Raw genomic sequence first — 19,839 nt, forward strand, 5'->3', positions numbered from 1 at the left:
CTGAAGGTTTTTCCGACGGGGTGATCATCACGGCGACCGGAGTCCGCGCAGTGCGGATTCCGAGCACCGTCTCGAAGGAGAAACAAAATGGCCACCGGTACCGTGAAGTGGTTCAACGCGGAAAAGGGCTTCGGCTTCATCGAGCAGGACGGCGGCGGCCCCGACGTCTTCGCCCACTACTCGAACATCGCCACCCAGGGCTTCCGTGAGCTGCTGGAGGGGCAGAAGGTGACGTTCGACATCGGTCAGGGCCAGAAGGGCCCGACGGCCGAGAACATCGTTCCCGCCTGACACCTGCACTGACGCTCACTTCGCAGCTGGGGTCCGCACCTTGGGGTGCGAGCCCCAGCTCGCTGCGTTTTCTCGGGAAATCCTGAGGGAATTCTCTGCCGAACTGGTGTTTTCCTTCCCGTTCCAGTCCGCCGCCTCATCGTTCTCGGCTCGTTCTCGCGATTCTCTGCGCCGCTCCATCGCTGCGGAATTCCTTGATACGTGTCGCATCAAGGAAGGTTCCGCATGAACCGCACGCGCACATCCCGCACCTATGACCGCTCCGGCGGCTCTGCCGCCGGCCGCTCCGGCACTCCGCGCCGTTCCCAGGGCCGCGGACGTCGGCAGGCCGACAGGCCCGACGGCGAGTTCGCGCTGCCGAAGACGCTGACGCCCGCGTTGCCCGCGGTGGAGTCGTTCGCCGATCTGGCCATGCCGACGGCGTTGCTGGCCACGCTCGGCCACGAGGGCGTGACCGTGCCGTTCCCGATCCAGGCGGCGACCCTGCCGAACTCCCTGGCCGGCCGTGACGTACTCGGCCGTGGCCGTACCGGTTCCGGCAAGACCCTCGCCTTCGGTCTCGCGCTGCTGGCCCGTACGGCGGGCCGGCGCGCGGAGCCACGGCGGCCGCTGGCTCTCGTCCTCGTACCCACCCGCGAACTCGCCCAGCAGGTCACCGACGCGCTCACGCCGTACGCCCGCTCCGTGGAACTGCGGACGGCCACCGTGGTCGGCGGGATGTCCATCGGCAGGCAGGCCGGTGCGCTGCGCACCGGGGCGGAGGTCGTCGTCGCGACGCCGGGGCGGCTCAAGGACCTCATCGACCGCGGCGACTGCCGGCTGGACGACGTCGGCATCACCGTCCTGGACGAGGCCGACCAGATGACGGACATGGGCTTCATGCCCCAGGTCACCGCTCTGCTCGACCTGGTGCGCCCCGACGGGCAGCGGATGCTCTTCTCGGCCACGCTGGACCGCAACGTCGACCGGCTGGTCCGCCGCTACCTGACCGACCCGGTGGTCCACTCCGTCGACCCGTCGGCAGGTGCCGTGACCACGATGCAGCACCACGTGCTCCATGTGCAGGACGCCGACAAGCACCGGACGACCACCGAGATCGCGGCGCGGAACGGCCGAGTGATCATGTTCCTGGACACCAAGCACGCCGTGGACCGGCTGACCAAGCACCTGCTGAACAGCGGCGTCCGTGCGGCCGCCCTGCACGGCGGCAAGTCCCAGCCGCAGCGCACGCGGACCCTCGCCCAGTTCAGGAGCGGGCAGGTGACGGTGCTGGTGGCGACCAACGTCGCGGCACGCGGGATCCACGTCGACAATCTCGACCTGGTCGTCAACGTGGATCCGCCCACCGACCACAAGGACTACCTGCACCGTGGCGGTCGCACGGCCCGCGCCGGCGAGTCCGGAAGCGTGGTCACCCTGGTGACCCCCGGTCAGCGTCGGGACATGAGCCGGCTGATGGCCTCGGCCGGCATCACCCCTCGTATCACCCCGGTCCGTTCGGGAGAGGCGGAGCTGAGCCGCATCACCGGTGCCCAGGCCCCTCCCGGCGTCCCGGTCGTCGTCACCGCGCCGGCCGCGGAGCCTGCCCGGCGACGCGCCTCCTCGTCCTCGGCCCGCAGGCGCCGCGGTCGCACCCCCCAGGGCCGGCCCGTCGGCGAGGCGCCGCCCCGCGGTGCGCGGCGGCAGTCCGCCGGCGCCACGGCGGCCCAGGTCCCGTCGTCTCCCTCCCGTCGCCCGGCGGGAGGGCGGGCGGCCGGATGACCGCACGGCCGCGACGGCTCCGCGTACACGGACCGGATCCACGTACGCGGACCGGCTCCAGGTACGCGAACCGGCTCGCCGTGTACGGACCGGTTCGTCCACGGGACGTCCTCGGCGGACCGCTCACCCCGTTCCCCTTCTCCCTGTGAGGCACCATGCGCTGTGTCATCGCCCGGTACCCGTTCGAGCTGACCAAGGCCGGAGTGCTTGCTTCGATGGCGGGCGTCAAGCCCGAACCCATCACGGGTGAGTCCGTGACCATCGGTCGCCGCCGCTACCCCGTCAAACAGGTGGGCGCGGTCGTCACCGGACAGGACCGCCGCGACTTCACCAGCGGCGAAGTCGTGCGGGCCATGATCCGTCTCGGCTTCACCTGCCACTCCCGTCCCGAGGCCGCCCCCGTGTCCGCGGCCCCTCCGCAGCCGGCCGCGCCGGAGCCGTTCGGACGCCCCGGTCCCGGCCTCCTCGGCGCGCCGGCCGGTGATGAGGGCACCGTCGACGACCCCGGCCGGTGACATCCGGCTGAGCGACTGCGACCCCCCGCGACGGCGGGCGGCCGCCCTGGTGCGGCCGCCCGCCGTCGCGGGAGTCTGCACGGCCGCCCGGCCGGCGGATGGTGTTGAATCTCCTCAGGGCCCTGGTGCCGTACGGCGCCAGGGCCCTTCCACGCGTCGCGTAACGAGGTGACATGACAGCAGACAATCCGCTCAGCGATCGACTGGACGACGACGACTACCCCGCCTACACGATCGGCCGGGCCGCCGAGATGATCGGCACCACCCCGGGATTCCTGCGAGCCCTCGGAGAGGCCCGTCTGATCACCCCGCTCCGCTCCGACGGTGGTCATCGCCGCTACTCCCGCTACCAGCTGCGGATCGCCGCCCGCGCCCGCGAGCTCGTGGACAAGGGCACCCCGATCGAGGCGGCGTGCCGCATCGTCATCCTCGAGGACCAGCTCGAGGAAGCCCAGCGGATCAACGCGGAGTACCGCCGTGCCGCGGACGCCGCCGACACCGCCGACACCGTGGACACCGCCGACACCGCCGACACCGCCGACACCGCGGCCGACGATTCCTGTCCGCGGCTCGGCTGAGCACGCAACCCCAGGGCGACGTACCCAGGCCCGACGGCACCCGCCAGCCCTTCCGTCCTCGGCGCGAGGACAGCCCGGCCGCAGACCCCGGACCTGGAACGAATCCGCCTTTCGCCGTCTCTGCAGGCGCGGCGCGTGTCACTCCGCGCCGGACGACCCCCGGTCCGCAGGCTTCCCGGCCCAGGCGACCGCGTCGTCGAGTTCGTCGTACCCGAACCGCCGCACCTCGGCCCGTACGAAGTGGTTCGCGAGCTGGGGCACCAGGGCGGCGAGCCTGCTGTCGGCCGCCAGCGCGACCTTCCCGACCTTCCGGTGGTGGTCGCGGACGAAACGCACGTGGCGCAGCAGGCTCCCGGCGTTCTCCCACCCGGGGAACTCGCGCGCGTGGACCACCACGCCGGCCAACTCGGCGTGCCGCTCCAGCCAGCCGTCCGCGGTCACCGCCAGGGCGTCGAAGTCCGGTACCCGTAGCGGGTGTTCGACCTCGATCACAAGGACTCCCCCGGCCTCCGGCAGGAGATGGTGGGACACCCCGGGGCCCTCGGGCAGCGACGCCAGCCAGCGCAGGGCCTCCTCGCGCTCCCCGGTGCCGTAGACGCGTACCGGGCACGGCATCAGGAAGCCGCTCAGCCGGGTCGCCTCGCGGATCCAGCCGACGTCGGTGACGACCGCGCATCCCTCGAACAGCCGCATGGAGCCGATCCCGATCTTGAAGTCCTCCCACCCGGCCCCCGGGGTGAACGACCGGAACTCCGGGCCGAACTCGTACAGGAGCCGGATGCGGCGGCCTTCCCGGCGCGCTTCGTCGATCAGCGGCTCCACCACCGTCTCGTAGTCGGTCTTCGACACGGTGCCCACCGCGCTCACCGCATCGACCCCGGCAGGCACGTCCTTGGCTCGCTCCAGCATCCCGGTTCCCTCTCAGCGCCGTGCAGTGTGCCGCATTTCGCCCATTTCGCCCCATTGTCCCATCGGTGGCCGTTCCCGGCGCATCGAGCCGGGGTGGTCGCACGGCTGCTACGAGCGGGGTCCCGGAGCGCGGGTGGCGACGGCGGTGGGGGTCGGGACGATGGAGGCGGCGCCCCTGGGCACGGTGCCGGGGCGGGGGCCGGGGGCGACGCGCCCGGGCGTCATCGACGGGGTGGGGCGCGCCGACGGGACGGGAGGCGCCGACGTGGCGGGGGGTGCCGACGTGGCGGGGGGTGCCGTGGGGCGGCTCGCGGGCGGTGGGGCGAGCGGGACCGTCGGGCGTGCGGGTGCCCCGGGTGCGGCCGGGTGGAGCTGCAGGGCGACCGCGGCGGCGACGGCGCAGGACAGGCCCAGCCCGGCCGCGGCGCGCAGCAGCCTGCGGCGGGCCGCGGCGCGGCGGATCGCCTCGTAGCGGCCGGGGGGCGGGCCGAGGTGGTCGGAGGGGGGCCGCAGGATCACCGCGAGGGGGTCGTCCCGGCCGGACTCCGGGCCCTCGTCAGACCGTGTGGTCAAGGCTTCTCCTCAGGTGGACGCGGAGCAGTTCCCGGGCCGCGTGCAGGTCGGCCTTGACGGTTCCCTCCCTGCGCCCGGTCAGCACGGACACCTCCCGGATCGGCATGTCAGCGTAGTAGTGCAGCAGGATCGGGACACGCAGTCGTTCCGGCAGCGACTGCACGAGCAGGCGCACCGACGGGTCGGCCTGTTCGGTGTGGGGGCGGACGGCGGCCTCCGAGGTGGCGCGGCGCAGGGCTCTGCGCTCACGCTCCAGCTTGCGCCAGTGGTCGCGGACGAGGTTGGCCGCGGTGACGTAGAGGAATCCGCGGGGCTCCTCCACGGTCGTCCAGCGGGCCCACAGGCGGGTGAACGCCTCCGAGGCGATCTCGTGCGCCGTCTCGTCGTCGTCGACGAGACGGCGGCACCAGCCGGCGAGGCGCGGGTAGAGGGCGGCGAACAGCTCGGACGCCGCCGTGTCACGGGACCGCTTCAACGCTCTCCATGGTGGTGAGGGCACCCGTAGGGGTCGGTCGTGGGGGCCGGTCGTGAGGGCCGGTCGTGAGGGCCGGTCGTGAGGGCCGGTCGTGGGGGTCAGGGGCTCGTGGCGCTCAGCGCGGCGAACACGATCACGTTGTCGAGGTATCCGTCGCCGGTACGGGGGCCGCCGCAGGTGATGAGCCGCAGTTCCGGACGGTCCACGTCCCCGTAGACGTCGTCCGCCGGGAAGTCGGCCTTGGCGACCGTCCGTACGGAAGCGACGGCGAACCCCACCGCCGTGCCGTTCTCCAGGCGCGTCACGATCCGGTCGCCCCGGTGCAGCCGGGCCAGGTGACGGAAGACCCCGTCGCCGTAGGCGCCGACCGTCACATGACCGAGGATGACCGACGGGCCGGTCTGGCCCGGTGCCGGCGAGTACCGGTACCAGCCCGCGCGGTCGTGGGCCGTCACCGGGGGCACCTGCACACCGCCGTCCGGCGCCAGCCCCAGCCGTATGACCGGGGTGTCGACCCCGATGGCCGGGATCCGCAGCCTGACCGGGGCCGAACGCGCCGGGGCGTGCGCCGCCCGTCCGGGGGTCCGCGAAGACGGTCCGGGGGTCCGCGAAGGCGGTGGCGGCGGGGAATCGCCCGGGCGTGTGTTCCCGGTCCGGTCCGTGCCGTGGCCGGCGCAGCCGGCGAGCAGCGAGGCCGCCGCCGCACCGGCGAACGCGCGCCTGGAGAGCGGGGTCATGCCCCGGTCGCCCGCCGGCGGCGTACGACGAAGACCGCCGCGCCACCCGTGGCGAACACCGCGGCGGCCGCCCCGCCGGCCAATCCGGCCCCGGGGCCGGACCGCGAGGACACCGGCGCGACTCCGGTGTCGGGCGCCCCCTTGGGCACGACGGAGACCTGGCCCCGGGCCGGTACGGCGCTCGGCACCGGACGGGCGGAAGCCTGGGCCCGGGTCGGTGCGGCGCTGGGCGTCGGGGTGGCGGGGGACGGGGCCGGTGCGGTGGTGGCGGTCGGGCGGACCGTGGGGACCGGGGAGGGCCCGTCGGCGAACGCGGGCACGGTGCTCGCCAGCACGGCGGTGCACGCAAGTGCCGCGGCGCTGAGGACGGTTCGGCGCATGGAGTGGCTCTCTTTCTCTTTCGTCTTCGTCGGCCCGCCGGTGCGCGGCGGGCCGGGTGACGGATCGAGCGGAGAGACGAGACAGCGGCGGAACGGGTTGTAAAGAGACGGCAAAGCCGTCGGGGGCCGCCGCCCCGGGTACGGAAGTTGAGCGCCGTACGGCGCCACGGCGTCGATCTCCGCGGGGTGGGACAGGAGCCCCTCACACCCCCCGGTGCCGTCCCTACGCTGACGCGCGTGCGAGGACAGCGGCAGGCGGACGACCGCCACGGCATCGCCCGCGAACGGGCCTTCCGGGCGCCCCGCGCCGACCGCGCCAACGGCTCGGACGGCGGACCGAACCCCCTGCTCGGACATGGAGGCGGTCGGGCCGTCCACGGCGTACGGCGGTCCGCCGCATGCCGGCCGACCCGGCGAACGCCGGCCGGCTGCGGGACCCGGACGACCACCTGGGCCTGCGCGCCCGGACCACGGCGCCCCCGCCCGCGGGCACCGGAACGGGGGCGGGGGCGGGGGCGGGCACCGGAACGGGCGGGGGCCGGCTGAGCCCGGGAGTCCGGGAGTCCGGCGGCGCGCGGGGTCTATCCCTCGGGCTCCGTCGTCAGCACCGTGCGCAGTTGGGTCCTGCGCCGGATGCCGAGTTTGCGGTAGGCGCTGGTCAGGTGGGTCTCCACGGTGCGGCGGGCCAGGTGCAGCAGGTCGGCGATCTCCGTGTTCGTACGGCCGTCTGCGGCGAGTTCGGCGATGCGGCGCTCGCTGCCCGTGAGCGCCCCGGAGCCGGTGAGCGGGGCGGCGGAGCCGCGCCGGGCCTGCGGACAGGCGGTGCCTGCGATGTCCCCCCACGGGGACGGCCGCGGGGACCGCCACCGTCCGCTCCCGGCGGTGGGGGGCGCGGCGGTCCCCACGCCACCCGTCACCCGGTGCCGCGCGATCGCGCCGCTCCTCAGAGCAGGTTGATCGGGCGCATCACAAGCCCCTCGGCACCGCCCCAGCCGTTCACCCGCGCCGCGTCGTCGACGGAGACCGTCTTGAGGCCGTTGGGCAGGTCGAAGATGAGCGTGCCGCTCAGCTCGGTGCCCTCGCCGGCGACCAGGGTCGCGGTGAAGCGGTCGGACTGGTCGTACGACGCCTCGCCCCCCTCGTCGTTCCCGAAGACGTACAGGCCGGCGTAGGCCTTGCCGCCTCCCGCCACGACGACGGGCTCGGTGTCCGGCTCTCCGAGCGTCTTGACGATCGGGGCGTCGTTGCCGGCCTTGAGCCGCACCTGGGGCGCGTCGTTGAGGACACACGGCGTCTTCAGCTTGTTGGTGACGGTCAGCAGGAAGTGGCGGGGGGTCTCCTTGGGCTCGTCCTGGAGCTCGACCGCGGTGGTGAGCCCGTCCGCCTTGCAGTCCGCGTACTTCGTGCCGTTGCCGCCGTCGGTCTCGCCGGTGTCCCCGGTCCCCGTGGCCGTCGAGCTGCCACCGCCGGTCCCGGTCCCGGAATCGCCCGTGGGCGCCGTGGTCTTCGGCGTGCTCCCCCCGGCCGACGCGGAGCCCGAGGAGGTGGCGGTCGGCGACGCGGCGGCCTGGTCGTCGCCCTGGCAGGCGGTGGTCGTCAGCAGAGCCGCGACCACAGCCGCACCCAGGACAGCGCCGCGCAGGCCCCGACGCGGTGAACCGTCCCTGAACGTCTTCGAGTTCATGCCGTTCTCTTTCCCCCGTGACCGGCCTGGAGCCGGCCGTTGGCAAGCAACATCGTTATTGTCGCCGTGCGGTGAGCCTGCCTCACCAGCATCCCGCGTCTGTTACAGCCCTCGTACGAACCCGCAGTCACGGCGTGACCGGGACGGCGCAGGGGCCGTCCTCACGCGCAAGAAGCACACGGCGCAAGGCTGAACCTCGTCTTCGAAGCGGCCGCCTCGCGGGCCGGGTACCCGGCCCGCCACACCGGAGCCGTCGCGGCGGTGCCGGTGGTCACTCCGTGCCGCGGACCACCGTGACCGGGCAGTGCGCGTGGTGCAGCAGGGCCTGGCTGACCGAGCCGAGCAGCAGGCCGGTGAAGCCGCCTCGGCCGCGGGCCCCGGTCACCAGGAGCTGGGCGTCCCGGCTCGCCTCGATCAGGGCCGGCCGGATCCGGGAACGCACCAGGCGCGACTCCACCTCGACCTGCGGGAAGCGCGCCCGCCACGGCTCCAGCGCCTCGTCCAGCAGCCGCTGCTCCGTCTCGCGGAGCCGGTCGATGTCCACCACCACCGAACTCAGGGGGTCGCCGGGGCCCTCGTAGGCCCGCTCGCTCCAGGTGTTCCACACGTGCAACGCCAGCAGGGGCGCCGACCGCAGCGCGGCCTCGGCGAACGCGAACCCGACCGCCGCCTCGCCGGCCGGGGAACCGTCGACCGCCAGCAGCACCGGGCCGGCCGGCTCCGGGTGTTCGCGGACCACCATGAGGGGGCAGTGCCCGTGCGCGGCGAGATGCACCGCCGTCGATCCCAGCAGCAGACCGCCGAAGCCTCCCAGGCCCCGGCTGCCGACCACGACCAGCGCGGCGGTGCGCGACTCGATCTCCAACACCATCAGCGGCTCGCCGACCACCACGGAGCGGCTGGTGACGACCTCCGGCGCGCAGGAGTACGCCCGGCGTTCGGCCTCGGCCAGGGTCCCCTCGACCATCGCCTCCAGGCCCTTCTCGCCCCGGGCCCACGGGGCGACCCCCGGTGGCACATGGGTGGCGGGCCAGCCGAACGCGTGCACGATCCGCAGTTCGGCTTCCCGCAGCCGGGCCTCGCGGGCCGCGACCTCCACCGCCGCAAGGCTGGACGCCGAGCCGTCGACCCCCACAACCACCGGACCGCTCACTTCTGCCTCCCACCATCAGGTGCCCGTTCACCAGGTGCCCGTTCACGCCTGCCCGTGGCTCCACCCTGGGGCCCGCGGCGCGGCACCGGCCAGGGGACCACCAGGCCATGCCCGGGGCCACCCGGCCCTGCCCGCGGTGCGCCACCGCGGTCAGTGACGCCCGGCCTCGCCACGGACCACGGCGACCGGGCAGTGCGCGTGGTGCAGCACGGCCTGGCTCACGGACCCCAGCAGCAGACCGGAGAAACCACCGCGGCCCCGGGCGCCCACCACCAGCAGCTGCGCCGTCCGGCTCGCCTCGATCAGGGCCTCACGGGTGGGACCCCGCACCACCCGCTGCGTCACGGCCACGCCCGGATAGCGCTCCCGCCGGCCGGCGAGCGTCTCGGCCAGCAGGCGTTCCTCGCCCTCGGCCAGCGCGCCCGGCTCGTTCGCGTACGGCAGCGCCCTGTCCTGGGGCGGAGCCATGGGCGCGTTCCACGGGGTCCAGGAGTGCAGGGCGTCGAGCCGGGCGCCGCGCAGCGCGGCCTCGGCGAAGGCGAACTCGACCGCCCTGTCGCCGGCCGGGGAACCGTCCACGCCCAGCACGATGGGGCCCTTGGCCTCGGGGTGATCCCGCACCACCAGCACCGGACAGCGGCCGTGCGCGGCCAGGTGCACGGCCGTCGACCCCACCAGCAGTCCGACGAAGCCGCCCATGCCCCGGGACCCGACGACCACCAGCTCCGCGGCCCGCGACTGCGCCTCCAGCACCGTCAGCGGCTCACCGGTCACCACACTGCCGGTGACCTCCACCCCGGGTGCCACGGCCTTGGCGCGTTCCACCGCCTCGGCCACCAGACGCTCGGTCATGTTCCGCAGCCCGCCCTCGGGCGGGCCCCACGACGACGGCCCCAGGGGCACGTGCATCGCCGGCCAGATGAACGCGTGCACCACCCGCAGCCCCGCGTCCCGCCGCCGCGCCTCCGCCGCCGCCACCTCGGCCGCGGCAAGGCTCGACGCCGAACCGTCCACCCCGACGACCACCAGACCGCCCATCGCGCCTCCTCGCTCGTCCCGGCACCCGCCCGCCGGCCGGACCGGTGGCGCGTCGCGGACCCGCCCGCCGGCCGGACCCGTCTCCCACCCAGCGTCGACCGCATCCGCGTGGCGCGCCACGCGACCAAACCACCGTGACCGGGCCACGCGACCAAACCACCGTGACCGGGCCACGCGACCAACCCACCGTGACCGGGCCACACGGCCGGGCCACGAGAGGGGCAGCCTGGCCGGGCGACCGCCGCGCGCGCCGGTGGCGCCTCACCGCCGGCCGCGCAAGGCCCCGCGAGGCCCCGCGAGGCCCGTGAGGTCCTTGAGGTCCTTGAGGTCCTTGAGGTCCGCGAGGTCCGCGAGGAATCCGCGCAGGAGCGTCACACGGGCTGCACACGGCCTTGCGAAACCCTCGTTAGCGTTGCTGACCGCTCACTTCCCCATGCGAACACGACCAGGCCGCGGCCGGGGGCCGACGGTACGCCGACTCAGGAAGACCAGTGATGGACTACTGCTCCTCGTGCCGCCGGTACCTCAACGGCGCCCTGGTGTGTCCCGGATGCGGTGCCTACGCCCCGGACATCGCCCCGTCCGCCACGGCGACCACGGGCGCGGGGGCGGCGTGGGAGTCCACGGGCGCGGGGGCGGCGTGGGAGTCCACGGCCCCGGACGGGCGGCACGACGGCCGTGCCCGAGACGGGGCGGCGGCCGGGGACGGTGCGGACGGGGCTCCCCGGGTCCCCGGCACCGAGGCGTCCGACGGGGTCACGGGCGTACGGCCCGCGCCGCAGGGCCGGGCGGCCCGCCGGCGCCAGTTGGCCCGTCTGAAGAAGAACCAGCGCCGGGCCGTGATCGCGACGGCCGTCGCGATCGTCGGGGGCGGGCTGACCGTCGCCACGCTGGACCGCGGCACCGCCGACCGGGCACAGGCGGCCACGGCACCGCACGACACGAGCATGGGCGGTGCGGAGGAACAGGCGCTGGAGGACCCCGGCCCGCCGTCGGCACCGCCCCGCACGCACCGGCCCACGCACACGGTGCCCGAGCGCTCCACGCAGTCGCCCGCGACCGGACTCCCGCCCCGGGAGCCGGCCGCCGTACCGCACCGCACCACCCCACAGAGCGTTCGGCCTGATGCGGCCGCCTCTCCTCGTACGACGGCGACGTCGGCCCCGGCGGCACCGTCAACGCAGTTCACCGCCCCGTCCTCGGGCGCCACGGTGTCCGGCGGCTCCGCCACGGCGGCGCAGCAGACCCCCGCGCCCGCCGCCACCGGCGGCACGAACACGGGTACGCCGCCCGCGAGCCCCACGCCCGCGGCCACGTCTCCGTCGCAGATCTGTCTGCTGCAGTTGGTGTGCCTCGGCTGACCGTGCCGCGCCCGGCCACCCCGCCCGGCCCTGCGCGGCACGGGTACGGCGGCGGGCCGGGGTGCGTCCGTCGGCCGAGAAGACGGTCGGGCCGGACGGACGCACGGCCGCCACGCCACCCGCGCAGCAACGGCCCCCGCCCGTAGGCGGGCCCCTACGGGCGCCCAGCCACTGTCCTGAGTCAAAGCCAGGAGTGGCATCCCGTGATCGACAGCCTTCCCGAACCGCGACGCGCACCGGAAGGTGCCGATCGGCCCGTGCGCACAGGGCCTTCCGGTACCCCGTCGCCACCCCTGCGGTGATCCGCCCGGCCCCATGCGGCAGGTGAGGGGACCAACGGCCCCTGCCATCCGGCCCCGCGATCGGGGAAGGCTGAAGGGGCAGAATCGGGGTGGTGGACCGCACGGTCCGAAAGGCGGTCGCGGACATGGCGGGGCACGGCACAGGTTCCGAGGAGACACGCGTGCTGGTCGTGGAGGACGACCGGGGCATCGCGGACTCCCTGGTGCGCGGGCTGCGGCAGGCCGGGTACGCCGTCGAGGGCGTCCGCACCGGGCGGGCGGCCCTGACGGCCGACACCCCCGATGTCGTCCTGCTCGATCTGGGGCTGCCCGACATCGACGGCGTCGAGGTGTGCCGGATGCTGCGCGCGCGGTCGGACGCGGCGATCATCGCCGTGACCGCGCGTGGCGAGGAGGCGGACCGGGTGGTGGCCCTGGACGAGGGCGCCGACGACTATCTGGTCAAGCCGTTCGGGCTGGCCGAGCTGCTGGCGCGGATACGGGCCGTGCTGCGGCGCAGGCGCCCGGCCGAACCCGAGGTGCTGCGGCACGGGCCGCTGGTGCTCGATCTGCGGACCCGGCAGGTCTCCGTGGACGGCCGCCCGCTCGCGCTGACGCCGAAGGAGTTCGGCATTCTGGAGTGCCTGGCCGCGGACCCGGGGCGGGTGGTGAGCCGGCAGCAGATCCTGGAGCGGGCCTGGGACGCCCACTGGTACGGCCCCACGAAGGTGCTGGACGTGCACGTCGCGTCGCTGCGCCGCAAGCTTCGCGTGCCGGGCCTGATCGAGACGGTCTACGGGCACGGTTTCCGGCTCGGGGCGGCGCGGGAGCAACCGTGAGCCGCCGGATCACCTGGACGCTCCTCGTGCTGACGACCGTGCTGCTGGTGCTGGCGGTGGTGCCGCTGGCCGCGTCGCTGACGGCCCGGGAGCGCGTGGCGTTCCGGGACAGCCAGCGGGCGGCCACCCGGGTGATCGCCGCGGCGGCAGAGGAACACCTCTCCGACCACCGGCCGGCGACCACCATGCGGCAGGAGATGGATGCCGCGGCCCGGGCGGGGGACTGCGTCGCCGTGTACGACGCCTCGGAGCGCCTGGTGGCCAGCACGGAGTGCACCGCCGCGCAGGGCGACGAGGCGCGCGAACTGGTGGAGGATGTGCTCGACGGGCACGAGCCGGAGCCGCCGGAGCGCGAGGGACGGCTGCTGGCCGCGGAACCGGCCGGTGAGGTGCGGCAGCCCGCGGGAGCCGTCGTCCTCGCCCGCTCCGCGACCCCGCTCGACGCGCGGATCGCCGCGATCTGGGGCTGGTCCGCCGCGATCGGTGCCGCGGGGCTCGCCGCCTCGGTGCTGCTGTCCGTCCGCCTCGCCCGCTGGGTGAGCCGCCCCCTGTCGACGCTGGACGCCGCCGCCCGGCGGCTCGGCGAGGGCGCCCTCGCCGAGCGGGCCGTCGTCGACGAAGGGCCGCCGGAGGTCCGCCGTCTCGCGGCGACCTTCAACGCCATGGCGGCCCGTACCGAGGCCCTGGTGCACGGTCACCGGGCCGTGATCGCCGACGTGTCCCATCAACTGCGCACCCCACTGGCCGCGCTGCGGCTGCGGCTCGACGTCCTCGCCGCCGGCGCCGAGGACGACACGGCGACGGAACTGGCCGCCGCCCAGGGGGAGATCGCCCGGCTGTCCCGGCTGGTCGACGGGCTGCTGGCGGTGGCACGCGCCGAGCAGACGACGCCCCGCCCGACCGCCGTGCGGGTCGACGAGGTGGTGGCGGAGCGCGTGGCCGCGTGGTCGCCGGTGGCCGAGGAGCGCCATGTGCGTCTGACGGGGGCCGCGGGCCCCGCCCTGTCCGCCTCCCTGGGAGGCGGACATCTGGAGCAGATCCTCGACAACCTGATCGCCAACGCCCTGGACGCCGTCCCCGACGGCGGGAGCGTGACGGTCGACCACCGGGTGCTCGGGGCCTCGGCCCTGGTACGGGTGAGGGACGACGGTCCCGGAATGGACGCCGAGGCGAAGGGGATGGCGTTCCGCCGGTTCGGCAATCCGCGGGCCAGGGGCACCGGCCTGGGGCTGGCCATCGTCCACCGGCTGGTGACCGTCAACGGCGGCACCGTACGCCTGGAGGACACCCCGGGCGGAGGGCTGACCGTCGTCCTGGAGCTGCCGCTGCGGCAGGACGGCGGTCCGGGGCGGGCGGGCCGCCGGTGAACGGCGGGGCCCGGGACGGCGGGGCCCGGGACGGCAGGGAAGCCGGAACGTGGGTGGGCCGCCTTCGGGACCGGGATCTTTACCGGTTCTGAAGAAGAGGTGAGCGGGTTCCGGGGTGGCGCTGACACAGCCTGGAGGGGAACGCAGCCGAACCGGGCCGCCCGATCCACCAGGAGCCGCTGCCATGTCCTTCCCGTCCTCCCCCTTCCCCTCCCCCGGTTCCGGCCCGCCCACTTCTCCTGCATCCCCTGCATCCCCTGCGGACGCACGCGACCGCGGCGTACGGCGGCTTCGCGGCCTGACCCGGTGGATCACGGTCGCGGCGGTCGCCGGCGCCGCCGCGCTGGGCGCCGTCTACACCCATCTGCTGCCCGCCGGTTCGGCGTCGTCCGGTCCGCCCGTGCCGAACCCCGTGGCACCGCCCCCCGCCTACGCGGACGACGGGCACGAGGAGCACGGCGGCGCGGGCGATGACGAGGACGACGACGGAGACGACGGCGAGGGCACCGGCACGGGCAGGGCCCCGGCCGCCCCCGGCCTGCAGGCTCCGGCACAGCCGCCCGCCCCGACGCAGCAGCAGCAGCCCCACGCCACCACGGGGGCGTCATGACCGTTCCGCCCGGCGCACCGTCCCGCGCACCCGCCGAGGTGGTCTTCCCGGCCCTCGGCACCACCGCGGTGCTGCTCGTGACCGACCCGCGGGGGCTGGCGGCCGCGGAGGCCGTCCTGCGTGCCGAGCTGGCCGCCGTCGACGCGGCGTGCAGCCGCTTCCGGCCGGACTCCGAACTCAGCCGCGTGAACCTGGCCGCCGGCACCCCGGTGACGGTGGGCGAACGGTTCGCGGAGGCGCTCGAGGCCGCGCTCCGTGCCGCCCGCCTCACCAACGGCGCCGTCGACCCGACCGTCGGCCAGGCGATGAACGCGCTCGGCTACGACCGCACCTTCGCCTCCCTGCGCCCCGACGACGCCCGCCCCCTGCCGGCGGCCCGGCCCGCCCCCGGATGGCACCGGATCGCCTGGGACCGCCGCACCCGGCGGCTGTGCCTGCCGCCGCACGCGCGCCTCGACCTGGGCGCGACCGCGAAGGCCCTCACCGCAGACCGCGCCGCCCGCCACGCCGCGGCCGCCGCGGGCTGCGGCGTCCTGGTGGGCCTCGGCGGCGATCTGGCGGCGGCCGGAGGGGCGCCGGACGGCGGCTGGCGGATCGCCCTCGCCGACGACCATGCCCGGCCCGACCCGGACGGCGGCCCCGCCGTGGCGGTGACCGGCGGGGGACTGGCGACCTCCGGTGTCCGGGTGCGCACCTGGCGCCGGGCCGGACGCGCCCTGCACCACATCGTGGATCCGGCGACCGGTGAGCCCGCCACGCCCGTCTGGCGCACGGTCACCGTCGCGGCGGCCACCTGCGTGGACGCCAACGCGGCCGCCACAGCGGCGATCGTACGGGGCGAGGAAGCCGTCGACCGGCTGCGCCGCGCTGCGCTCCCCGCCCGGCTGGTGGACCTCCACGGCCGCGTCGTACGCGTCGGCGGCTGGCCCCCCGACGCCCCCGCCCCCTCCGCAGACTCCCGCGCCCCCGACGCCGCCGGCTCCGGCCCGGGCCCGCGGACCACGACGCCCGGAGGCCCCCGATGACCGCCATGACCGCCATGACCGCCATGACCGCCATGACGACCATGACGCCCCTGACGACCCTGGCCTCGGCCGGCAGCCCCCTGTGGTACGCCAGCCGCGCGGGCGGCACCGTGGCGCTGCTGCTGCTCACCACCACCGTGGCGCTCGGCATCGCCTCCGGAGGCCGGGCCGCACCGCGCCGGGCCGGCCGCTTCGAGATCGGGCTGCTGCACCGCAACCTGTCCCTGCTCACACTGGTGTTCCTCGCGGTGCACGTGGCCACCGCGGTGCTCGACCCGTTCGTCCACCTCGGCTGGGCGGTGTCCGTGGTGCCGTTCGGCGCCTCCTACCGACCGCTCTGGCTCGGTCTGGGCACGGCCGCGCTCGATCTGCTGCTGGCGGTCGCGGTCACCAGCGCGGTGCGGCTGCGGCTCGGGGCGCGCCGCTGGAAGGCCGTGCACTGGCTGGCCTACGCGGCCTGGCCGCTCGCCCTCTTCCACAGCGCCGGAACCGGCACCGACACCCGACTGCCCCTCCAGCTGTGGCTCTACGCCGGATCCCTCGCCGCCGTCGTCGCGGCCGTGTGGTGGCGGCTGGCCACGGCCGGCCCGGGACATGCCGCCGGACGGCTCACCGCCGCCGTGGCCGCGGCGGCCGTACCGGTGCTGCTCACCGCGTTCCTCGCCACGGGGCCGCTGCAGCCCGGCTGGGCGCAGCGTGCCGCGACCATGACGGCGGTCCAGTACGGAGGTGGACGGTGAGTCTCCGGGTCCCGGCGTCCGCCGCGCCGTACCGCCTCGCGTCCGCTCCCGGCGAGAGCCCGGCCGCCCGTCTGCTGGCGGGCTGGTACGCCACCGGCCGGCCCGCCACGCTGGAGGAGCACCTGAACCGCTACGGGCCACCCCCCGTCGCCGCGTCGACCGGCACCCGCACCTCCATGCCGCTGGTCCGGGCCGTGGAAGCGGCCGGGCTGACCGGCCGCGGCGGCGCCGGGTTCCCGACCGCCCGCAAGCTGCGCGCGGTGGCGGCGCAACGGGGGCGCGCGGTGGTCGTCGTCAACGCCATGGAGAGCGAACCCGCCAGTCGCAAGGACCGGTTCCTGCTCGCCGTCGCGCCCCATCTCGTCCTCGACGGTGCCGTGCTGGCCGCGGCCGCGGTCGGCGCCGACGTCGTCCATGTGTGCCTGCCGCGCGACCGCTCCGTCCAGCACCGGCAGTTGGGCGCCGCGGTGGACGTCCGCCGGCGCGCCGGCCTCGACGGCGTCGCGGTGCGGCTGCACGCGCTTCCGCACTCCTATGTCTCCAGCGAGTCGACGTCGCTGGTGAGCTGGCTCAACGGGGGTCCGGCCCGTCCGCTGGGCAGCCCGCCGCGCAGCCATGAGCGCGGCGTGGCACGGCGCCCCACGCTGGTCCACAACGCCGAGACCCTCGCCCATCTGGCCCTCCTCGCCCGCTACGGACCGGGCTGGTTCCGGCAGGCGGGCACGGCGGACGAGCCGGGCACCGCGCTCGTCACCGCCTCGGGCGCCGTCGGTGCCCCCGGTGTCCTGGAGGTCGCCCTCGGCACACCGCTCGGCGCGGTCCTCGAACGCGCCGCCGGACCCACCGAGCCGCTGCGGGCGCTGCTGGTCGGCGGCTTCGCCGGCACCTGGCTCCCGGCGGAGCACCTGGACACCCCCCTGACCCGGCGTGACCTGGCCCCGCTGGGCGCCGCGCCCGGCGCCGGCGTGGTCGCCGCGCTGCCCCGCCACGCCTGCGGGCTCACCGAGACGGCCCGGATCCTCGGCTATCTGGCCGCTCACAGCGCCCGCCAGTGCGGCCCCTGCCGCCTCGGACTGCCCGCGGTGGCCGACGACTTCGGCGCGCTGGCCGCCGGGCGGGCCGACCCGGGGCTCCTGACGCGGCTGCGCCACCGCACCGGTCTGCTGCCGGACCGGGGCGCCTGCCGCCATCCCGACGGCGCCGCCCGACTCGCCGCGTCCGCCCTGCGCTGCTTCGCCGACGACGTCGAGCACCACCTGACCCACGGCGCCTGCGCCGCCGCCCGCCGGCCGCCCCTGCTTCCCGTACCACCCGCCACGGCCCCGGAGACATGGCGATGACCCACACCCACACCGGCGCCCACCCCCGCGCCCGCACCCTGCGCATCGACCGCATCGCCTGCACGGGCCGCGGTCTGTGCGCCGAAGTGCTTCCCGAGCTCATCGACCTCGACGAGTGGGGCTACCCGATCCTCAAGGACACGACGGTGCCCCCGCATCTGCGCGGGCACGCCCGCCGTGCCGTCGCCGCCTGCCCGGTCCTGGCCCTGCGCACGGACCGCGCCCGCCGCTGACCGGGGACCCGGCTGCCACGGCCGGGTCCCGGCTCACAGGAACGCCGTGAGAGCGAGCACGACCGTGAGCGCGAGCAGCGGCGGGCCCATCGGCAGCCCGCGCTCCGGCGACGGGCAGATCCCGGCGGGGCGCAGTTCCGGGTGCGCCTTGAGGGCGGTGATCTCGTCCGCCATCAGGGCGTACGAGGAAGGCCGCTGCCGCAGGCGTTCGAGCCACGGCACACCGAGTCCGCGCAGCTGCCAGGTCTCCTCGCCGGTGACCCGGATCCGGACGTCGCCCTCCCGTGTGCACACGGCCGACTGCAGCCGCTCCCACGGCACGTGCCGCACCTTCCAGGCCCCCGCCAGCCACAGTCCCGAGGCGTCCACGGTGATCCGCCAGTTGAGCAGGGTGGCCGCGAGGTTCACGAAGGTGAGGGGGCCCAGAAGCAGGACGGCCCGCCAGCCGAATCCCTCCGCCGCCAGTTCACCGGCGAAGAACCGGACCCCCGCCACCATGGTCAGGGCGAAGGCCGCTCCGGCCGCCCGGAAGGTCTTCCCCGGGCCCCAGCGCTTCGGCCCGGCCAGGGGCGCGAGCGGGACGGCGGCCGGGTCGCCCGGCGCCCGGCCGGCGGGCCCCACGGGGACCGGCGGCAGCGGGCCCCTGCCCGGCCGCGGTAGCCGTACCGGAGCGGAGGTGCGGATGAGCAGCTGCACGCCGTCCGTCTCCGCCGTGTGGAAGTACAGTTCCGCACCCTCGTACGGGGCCCCGAACATGACGGCCTCGCGCACTCCCGTGTCGAGGAGGACCGATGCGTCGTCGCCGTCGTGCGGATCCCCGAAGTCGGCTTGCCCGCCGTCGTGTTCGTCCTCCGGGCCGAGCGCCGGCACGCAGTCGCAGCTGAACAGCGGTGTGCCGCCCACGGTGTCGTCGGCCGCGTACACCCGGGTGCGGCCGTCGTGGTCGAGGCGTTCCCGTACCCGCAGGGCGGGCACGGGGGCGCGGCGCAGGACCGCGGCACGGCGGCGGGAGAGCACCCCCACGGCCAGCAGGGAGATTCCGGGGAGCCCGGCGGCCAGGGTCAGCAGCTGCCAGCCGATGGCGTCGTAGGGCTCGGCCGACAGCCGCCGCCACCCGCCGTCCTCCAGCACGGTCACGGTGGTTCCGGTGCCGTAGTCCTCGGGGTACAGGGACGGGATGTCCAGGGGCCGTCCGTCCTCGGTGCGGACGTGCACCGACTCGTCGTCCCGGCCGGTCACCCGGGTCGTGACGCGGTCGGCCCCGGCCGCGTGCCGCTCGTCGGCGTGGATGCCGCGCAGGCCGAGCAGGACCGCGCCCGCGGCCACGGCGCACAGGGCCAGGCCGATGACGCCGGTCAGCACTCCCCGGGTCAGCGGACCGACGGGTTCCGGCAACGGACGCCGGGCGCCCGCGGCGCGTTCGGCGAGGAGTCGCTGCCGCCGCCGGGCGGTCAGCCGGGCGAGGGCCGCGGCCCAGCCGAGGGCGAGCGCCGCGGTCACCGCCAGGTTCGTGAGCCGCTCCGCCTGGCCGGCGCCCGGCAGCTCACCCGTCACCACCATGGCCGCGAGGGCGGGCGCGGCGACCAGGACCAGCTCCGGCAGCCGCGCGTACCAGTACAACAGGCCCAGGGCGAGGCCCCATTGGAGCATGCCGGGCCAGTCGGGGCCGCAGGGGGCCGCCTCGCTGCACACGGGGACGGGCTCGGCGGCGACGGCCATGGCCACGGTGGCGACCAGCGCCAGGACGGACCAGCGGGGCCGGGCCCACGGGGCGGGCCGGCTCGCGGCCCATGCGGCGGCGTCGGCGGAGTTCCAGGCGGGGGCGTCCGCGGGGGCGGCGTCGAAAGGTATCGGAACAGGTGTGTCGGACACGCGAGGATTATGCGACCACGTCATCATCTCTCTTCCCCCCAGGGGGGAGACGGTGATCGAACCGCGCCGCGGTACCA

21 protein-coding genes and 1 pseudogene are annotated in these 19,839 nt (G+C 75.6%); 12 read left to right on the forward strand and 10 right to left on the reverse strand.

All coding sequences use genetic code 11. The annotated features are described in order from the left end of the window. Positions 1-87: 87 nt before the first annotated feature. The 4 genes from ACZ79I_RS19245 to ACZ79I_RS19260 all read left to right on the forward strand — a co-directional run bounded on the left by ACZ79I_RS19245 (position 88) and on the right by ACZ79I_RS19260 (position 3,145). A complete protein-coding gene (locus ACZ79I_RS19245; protein WP_381086356.1) occupies positions 88-291 on the forward strand; it encodes a cold-shock protein in 204 nt (67 codons plus the stop codon). A 225-nt stretch (positions 292-516) separates the two neighbouring features. Next, positions 517-2,052, forward strand: coding sequence for a DEAD/DEAH box helicase (locus ACZ79I_RS19250; RefSeq protein ID WP_471498743.1), 1,536 nt, complete (start codon positions 517-519; stop codon positions 2,050-2,052). 155 nt (positions 2,053-2,207) lie between these two features. Then, positions 2,208-2,567 (forward strand): SCO5918 family protein, encoded by a 360-nt coding sequence (locus ACZ79I_RS19255; RefSeq protein WP_471498744.1) that lies wholly within the window; start codon positions 2,208-2,210, stop codon positions 2,565-2,567. Positions 2,568-2,740: 173 nt separating this feature from the next. Next, a complete protein-coding gene (locus ACZ79I_RS19260; RefSeq protein ID WP_471498745.1) occupies positions 2,741-3,145 on the forward strand; it encodes a MerR family transcriptional regulator in 405 nt (134 codons plus the stop codon). Positions 3,146-3,283: 138 nt separating this feature from the next. Here ACZ79I_RS19260 and ACZ79I_RS19265 read toward each other — a convergent pair whose 3' ends face one another. The 9 genes and pseudogenes from ACZ79I_RS19265 to ACZ79I_RS19305 all read right to left on the reverse strand — a co-directional run bounded on the left by ACZ79I_RS19265 (position 3,284) and on the right by ACZ79I_RS19305 (position 10,094). Next, positions 3,284-4,054, reverse strand: coding sequence for a SpoIIAA family protein (locus ACZ79I_RS19265; protein ID WP_471498746.1), 771 nt, complete (start codon positions 4,052-4,054; stop codon positions 3,284-3,286). Positions 4,055-4,162: 108 nt separating this feature from the next. Next, positions 4,163-4,627 carry a hypothetical protein gene (locus tag ACZ79I_RS19270; RefSeq protein ID WP_471498747.1) on the reverse strand — a complete coding sequence of 155 codons (465 nt, stop codon included), beginning with the start codon at positions 4,625-4,627 and terminating at the stop codon, positions 4,163-4,165. Then, a complete protein-coding gene (locus ACZ79I_RS19275) occupies positions 4,611-5,102 on the reverse strand; it encodes an RNA polymerase sigma factor (RefSeq protein ID WP_471498748.1) in 492 nt (163 codons plus the stop codon). The genes ACZ79I_RS19270 and ACZ79I_RS19275 overlap by 17 nt, the downstream gene beginning before the upstream one ends. Positions 5,103-5,200: 98 nt before the next feature. Next, positions 5,201-5,839, reverse strand: coding sequence for a class F sortase (locus ACZ79I_RS19280; protein WP_471498749.1), 639 nt, complete (start codon positions 5,837-5,839; stop codon positions 5,201-5,203). Beyond that, positions 5,836-6,219 carry a sortase-dependent protein gene (locus ACZ79I_RS19285; RefSeq protein ID WP_471498750.1) on the reverse strand — a complete coding sequence of 128 codons (384 nt, stop codon included), beginning with the start codon at positions 6,217-6,219 and terminating at the stop codon, positions 5,836-5,838. The genes ACZ79I_RS19280 and ACZ79I_RS19285 overlap by 4 nt, the downstream gene beginning before the upstream one ends. Before the next feature lie 581 nt (positions 6,220-6,800). Continuing rightward, a pseudogene (locus ACZ79I_RS19290) lies at positions 6,801-7,022 on the reverse strand (response regulator transcription factor); the annotation flags it as partial. Positions 7,023-7,162: 140 nt separating this feature from the next. Then, complete coding sequence (locus ACZ79I_RS19295; RefSeq protein ID WP_471498751.1) at positions 7,163-7,903, reverse strand: DUF4232 domain-containing protein; 741 nt, start codon at positions 7,901-7,903, stop codon at positions 7,163-7,165. 271 nt (positions 7,904-8,174) lie between these two features. Continuing rightward, on the reverse strand, positions 8,175-9,056 hold the full coding sequence (locus ACZ79I_RS19300) for a universal stress protein (protein ID WP_471498752.1): 882 nt from the start codon (positions 9,054-9,056) through the stop codon (positions 8,175-8,177). Between the two features lie 150 nt (positions 9,057-9,206). Beyond that, on the reverse strand, positions 9,207-10,094 hold the full coding sequence (locus ACZ79I_RS19305; protein WP_471498753.1) for a universal stress protein: 888 nt from the start codon (positions 10,092-10,094) through the stop codon (positions 9,207-9,209). Between the two features lie 494 nt (positions 10,095-10,588). On the opposite strand from ACZ79I_RS19305, the gene ACZ79I_RS19310 reads away from it, so the two are divergent. From ACZ79I_RS19310 to ACZ79I_RS19345, 8 genes are all read left to right on the forward strand, one after another. Then, positions 10,589-11,455, forward strand: a complete 867-nt coding sequence (locus tag ACZ79I_RS19310; RefSeq protein WP_471498754.1) for an SCO2400 family protein — start codon at positions 10,589-10,591, stop codon at positions 11,453-11,455. A gap of 427 nt (positions 11,456-11,882) precedes the next feature. Next, positions 11,883-12,575 (forward strand): response regulator transcription factor, encoded by a 693-nt coding sequence (locus ACZ79I_RS19315; protein ID WP_471505076.1) that lies wholly within the window; start codon positions 11,883-11,885, stop codon positions 12,573-12,575. Then, a complete protein-coding gene (locus ACZ79I_RS19320; protein ID WP_471498755.1) occupies positions 12,572-13,942 on the forward strand; it encodes a sensor histidine kinase in 1,371 nt (456 codons plus the stop codon). Before ACZ79I_RS19315 ends, ACZ79I_RS19320 begins: the two co-directional genes overlap by 4 nt. A 184-nt stretch (positions 13,943-14,126) precedes the next feature. Beyond that, positions 14,127-14,552, forward strand: a complete 426-nt coding sequence (locus ACZ79I_RS19325; RefSeq protein ID WP_471498756.1) for a hypothetical protein — start codon at positions 14,127-14,129, stop codon at positions 14,550-14,552. Continuing rightward, positions 14,549-15,577 carry an FAD:protein FMN transferase gene (locus tag ACZ79I_RS19330; protein ID WP_471498757.1) on the forward strand — a complete coding sequence of 343 codons (1,029 nt, stop codon included), beginning with the start codon at positions 14,549-14,551 and terminating at the stop codon, positions 15,575-15,577. The genes ACZ79I_RS19325 and ACZ79I_RS19330 overlap by 4 nt, the downstream gene beginning before the upstream one ends. Next, positions 15,574-16,317, forward strand: a complete 744-nt coding sequence (locus ACZ79I_RS19335) for a ferric reductase-like transmembrane domain-containing protein (protein ID WP_471498758.1) — start codon at positions 15,574-15,576, stop codon at positions 16,315-16,317. Before ACZ79I_RS19330 ends, ACZ79I_RS19335 begins: the two co-directional genes overlap by 4 nt. After that, positions 16,314-17,657 (forward strand): NADH-ubiquinone oxidoreductase-F iron-sulfur binding region domain-containing protein, encoded by a 1,344-nt coding sequence (locus ACZ79I_RS19340; RefSeq protein WP_471498759.1) that lies wholly within the window; start codon positions 16,314-16,316, stop codon positions 17,655-17,657. The genes ACZ79I_RS19335 and ACZ79I_RS19340 overlap by 4 nt, the downstream gene beginning before the upstream one ends. Beyond that, entirely contained in the window at positions 17,654-17,890 is a 237-nt protein-coding gene (locus tag ACZ79I_RS19345) for a ferredoxin (protein ID WP_471498760.1), read from the forward strand. The genes ACZ79I_RS19340 and ACZ79I_RS19345 overlap by 4 nt, the downstream gene beginning before the upstream one ends. A 33-nt stretch (positions 17,891-17,923) precedes the next feature. Here ACZ79I_RS19345 and ACZ79I_RS19350 read toward each other — a convergent pair whose 3' ends face one another. Next, positions 17,924-19,762, reverse strand: coding sequence for a hypothetical protein (locus ACZ79I_RS19350; RefSeq protein ID WP_471498761.1), 1,839 nt, complete (start codon positions 19,760-19,762; stop codon positions 17,924-17,926). Between the last annotated feature and the right edge of the window lie 77 nt (positions 19,763-19,839).

This window comes from Streptomyces sp. PSU-S4-23 (genome assembly GCF_055632315.1).

What these genes read in the sequence shown, in the direction of transcription:
- ACZ79I_RS19335 (WP_471498758.1), top strand. Translation starts at nt 15,574, where the DNA reads ATGACCGCCATGACCGCCATGACCGCCATGACCGCCATGACGACCATG.
- ACZ79I_RS19315 (WP_471505076.1), top strand. Translation starts at nt 11,883, where the DNA reads ATGGCGGGGCACGGCACAGGTTCCGAGGAGACACGCGTGCTGGTCGTG.
- ACZ79I_RS19345 (WP_471498760.1), top strand. Translation starts at nt 17,654, where the DNA reads ATGACCCACACCCACACCGGCGCCCACCCCCGCGCCCGCACCCTGCGC.
- ACZ79I_RS19255 (WP_471498744.1), top strand. Translation starts at nt 2,208, where the DNA reads ATGCGCTGTGTCATCGCCCGGTACCCGTTCGAGCTGACCAAGGCCGGA.
- ACZ79I_RS19330 (WP_471498757.1), top strand. Translation starts at nt 14,549, where the DNA reads ATGACCGTTCCGCCCGGCGCACCGTCCCGCGCACCCGCCGAGGTGGTC.
- ACZ79I_RS19260 (WP_471498745.1), top strand. Translation starts at nt 2,741, where the DNA reads ATGACAGCAGACAATCCGCTCAGCGATCGACTGGACGACGACGACTAC.
- ACZ79I_RS19305 (WP_471498753.1), bottom strand. Translation starts at nt 10,094, where the DNA reads ATGGGCGGTCTGGTGGTCGTCGGGGTGGACGGTTCGGCGTCGAGCCTT.
- ACZ79I_RS19285 (WP_471498750.1), bottom strand. Translation starts at nt 6,219, where the DNA reads ATGCGCCGAACCGTCCTCAGCGCCGCGGCACTTGCGTGCACCGCCGTG.
- ACZ79I_RS19295 (WP_471498751.1), bottom strand. Translation starts at nt 7,903, where the DNA reads ATGAACTCGAAGACGTTCAGGGACGGTTCACCGCGTCGGGGCCTGCGC.
- ACZ79I_RS19280 (WP_471498749.1), bottom strand. Translation starts at nt 5,839, where the DNA reads ATGACCCCGCTCTCCAGGCGCGCGTTCGCCGGTGCGGCGGCGGCCTCG.
- ACZ79I_RS19250 (WP_471498743.1), top strand. Translation starts at nt 517, where the DNA reads ATGAACCGCACGCGCACATCCCGCACCTATGACCGCTCCGGCGGCTCT.
- ACZ79I_RS19265 (WP_471498746.1), bottom strand. Translation starts at nt 4,054, where the DNA reads ATGCTGGAGCGAGCCAAGGACGTGCCTGCCGGGGTCGATGCGGTGAGC.
- ACZ79I_RS19325 (WP_471498756.1), top strand. Translation starts at nt 14,127, where the DNA reads ATGTCCTTCCCGTCCTCCCCCTTCCCCTCCCCCGGTTCCGGCCCGCCC.
- ACZ79I_RS19310 (WP_471498754.1), top strand. Translation starts at nt 10,589, where the DNA reads ATGGACTACTGCTCCTCGTGCCGCCGGTACCTCAACGGCGCCCTGGTG.
- ACZ79I_RS19245 (WP_381086356.1), top strand. Translation starts at nt 88, where the DNA reads ATGGCCACCGGTACCGTGAAGTGGTTCAACGCGGAAAAGGGCTTCGGC.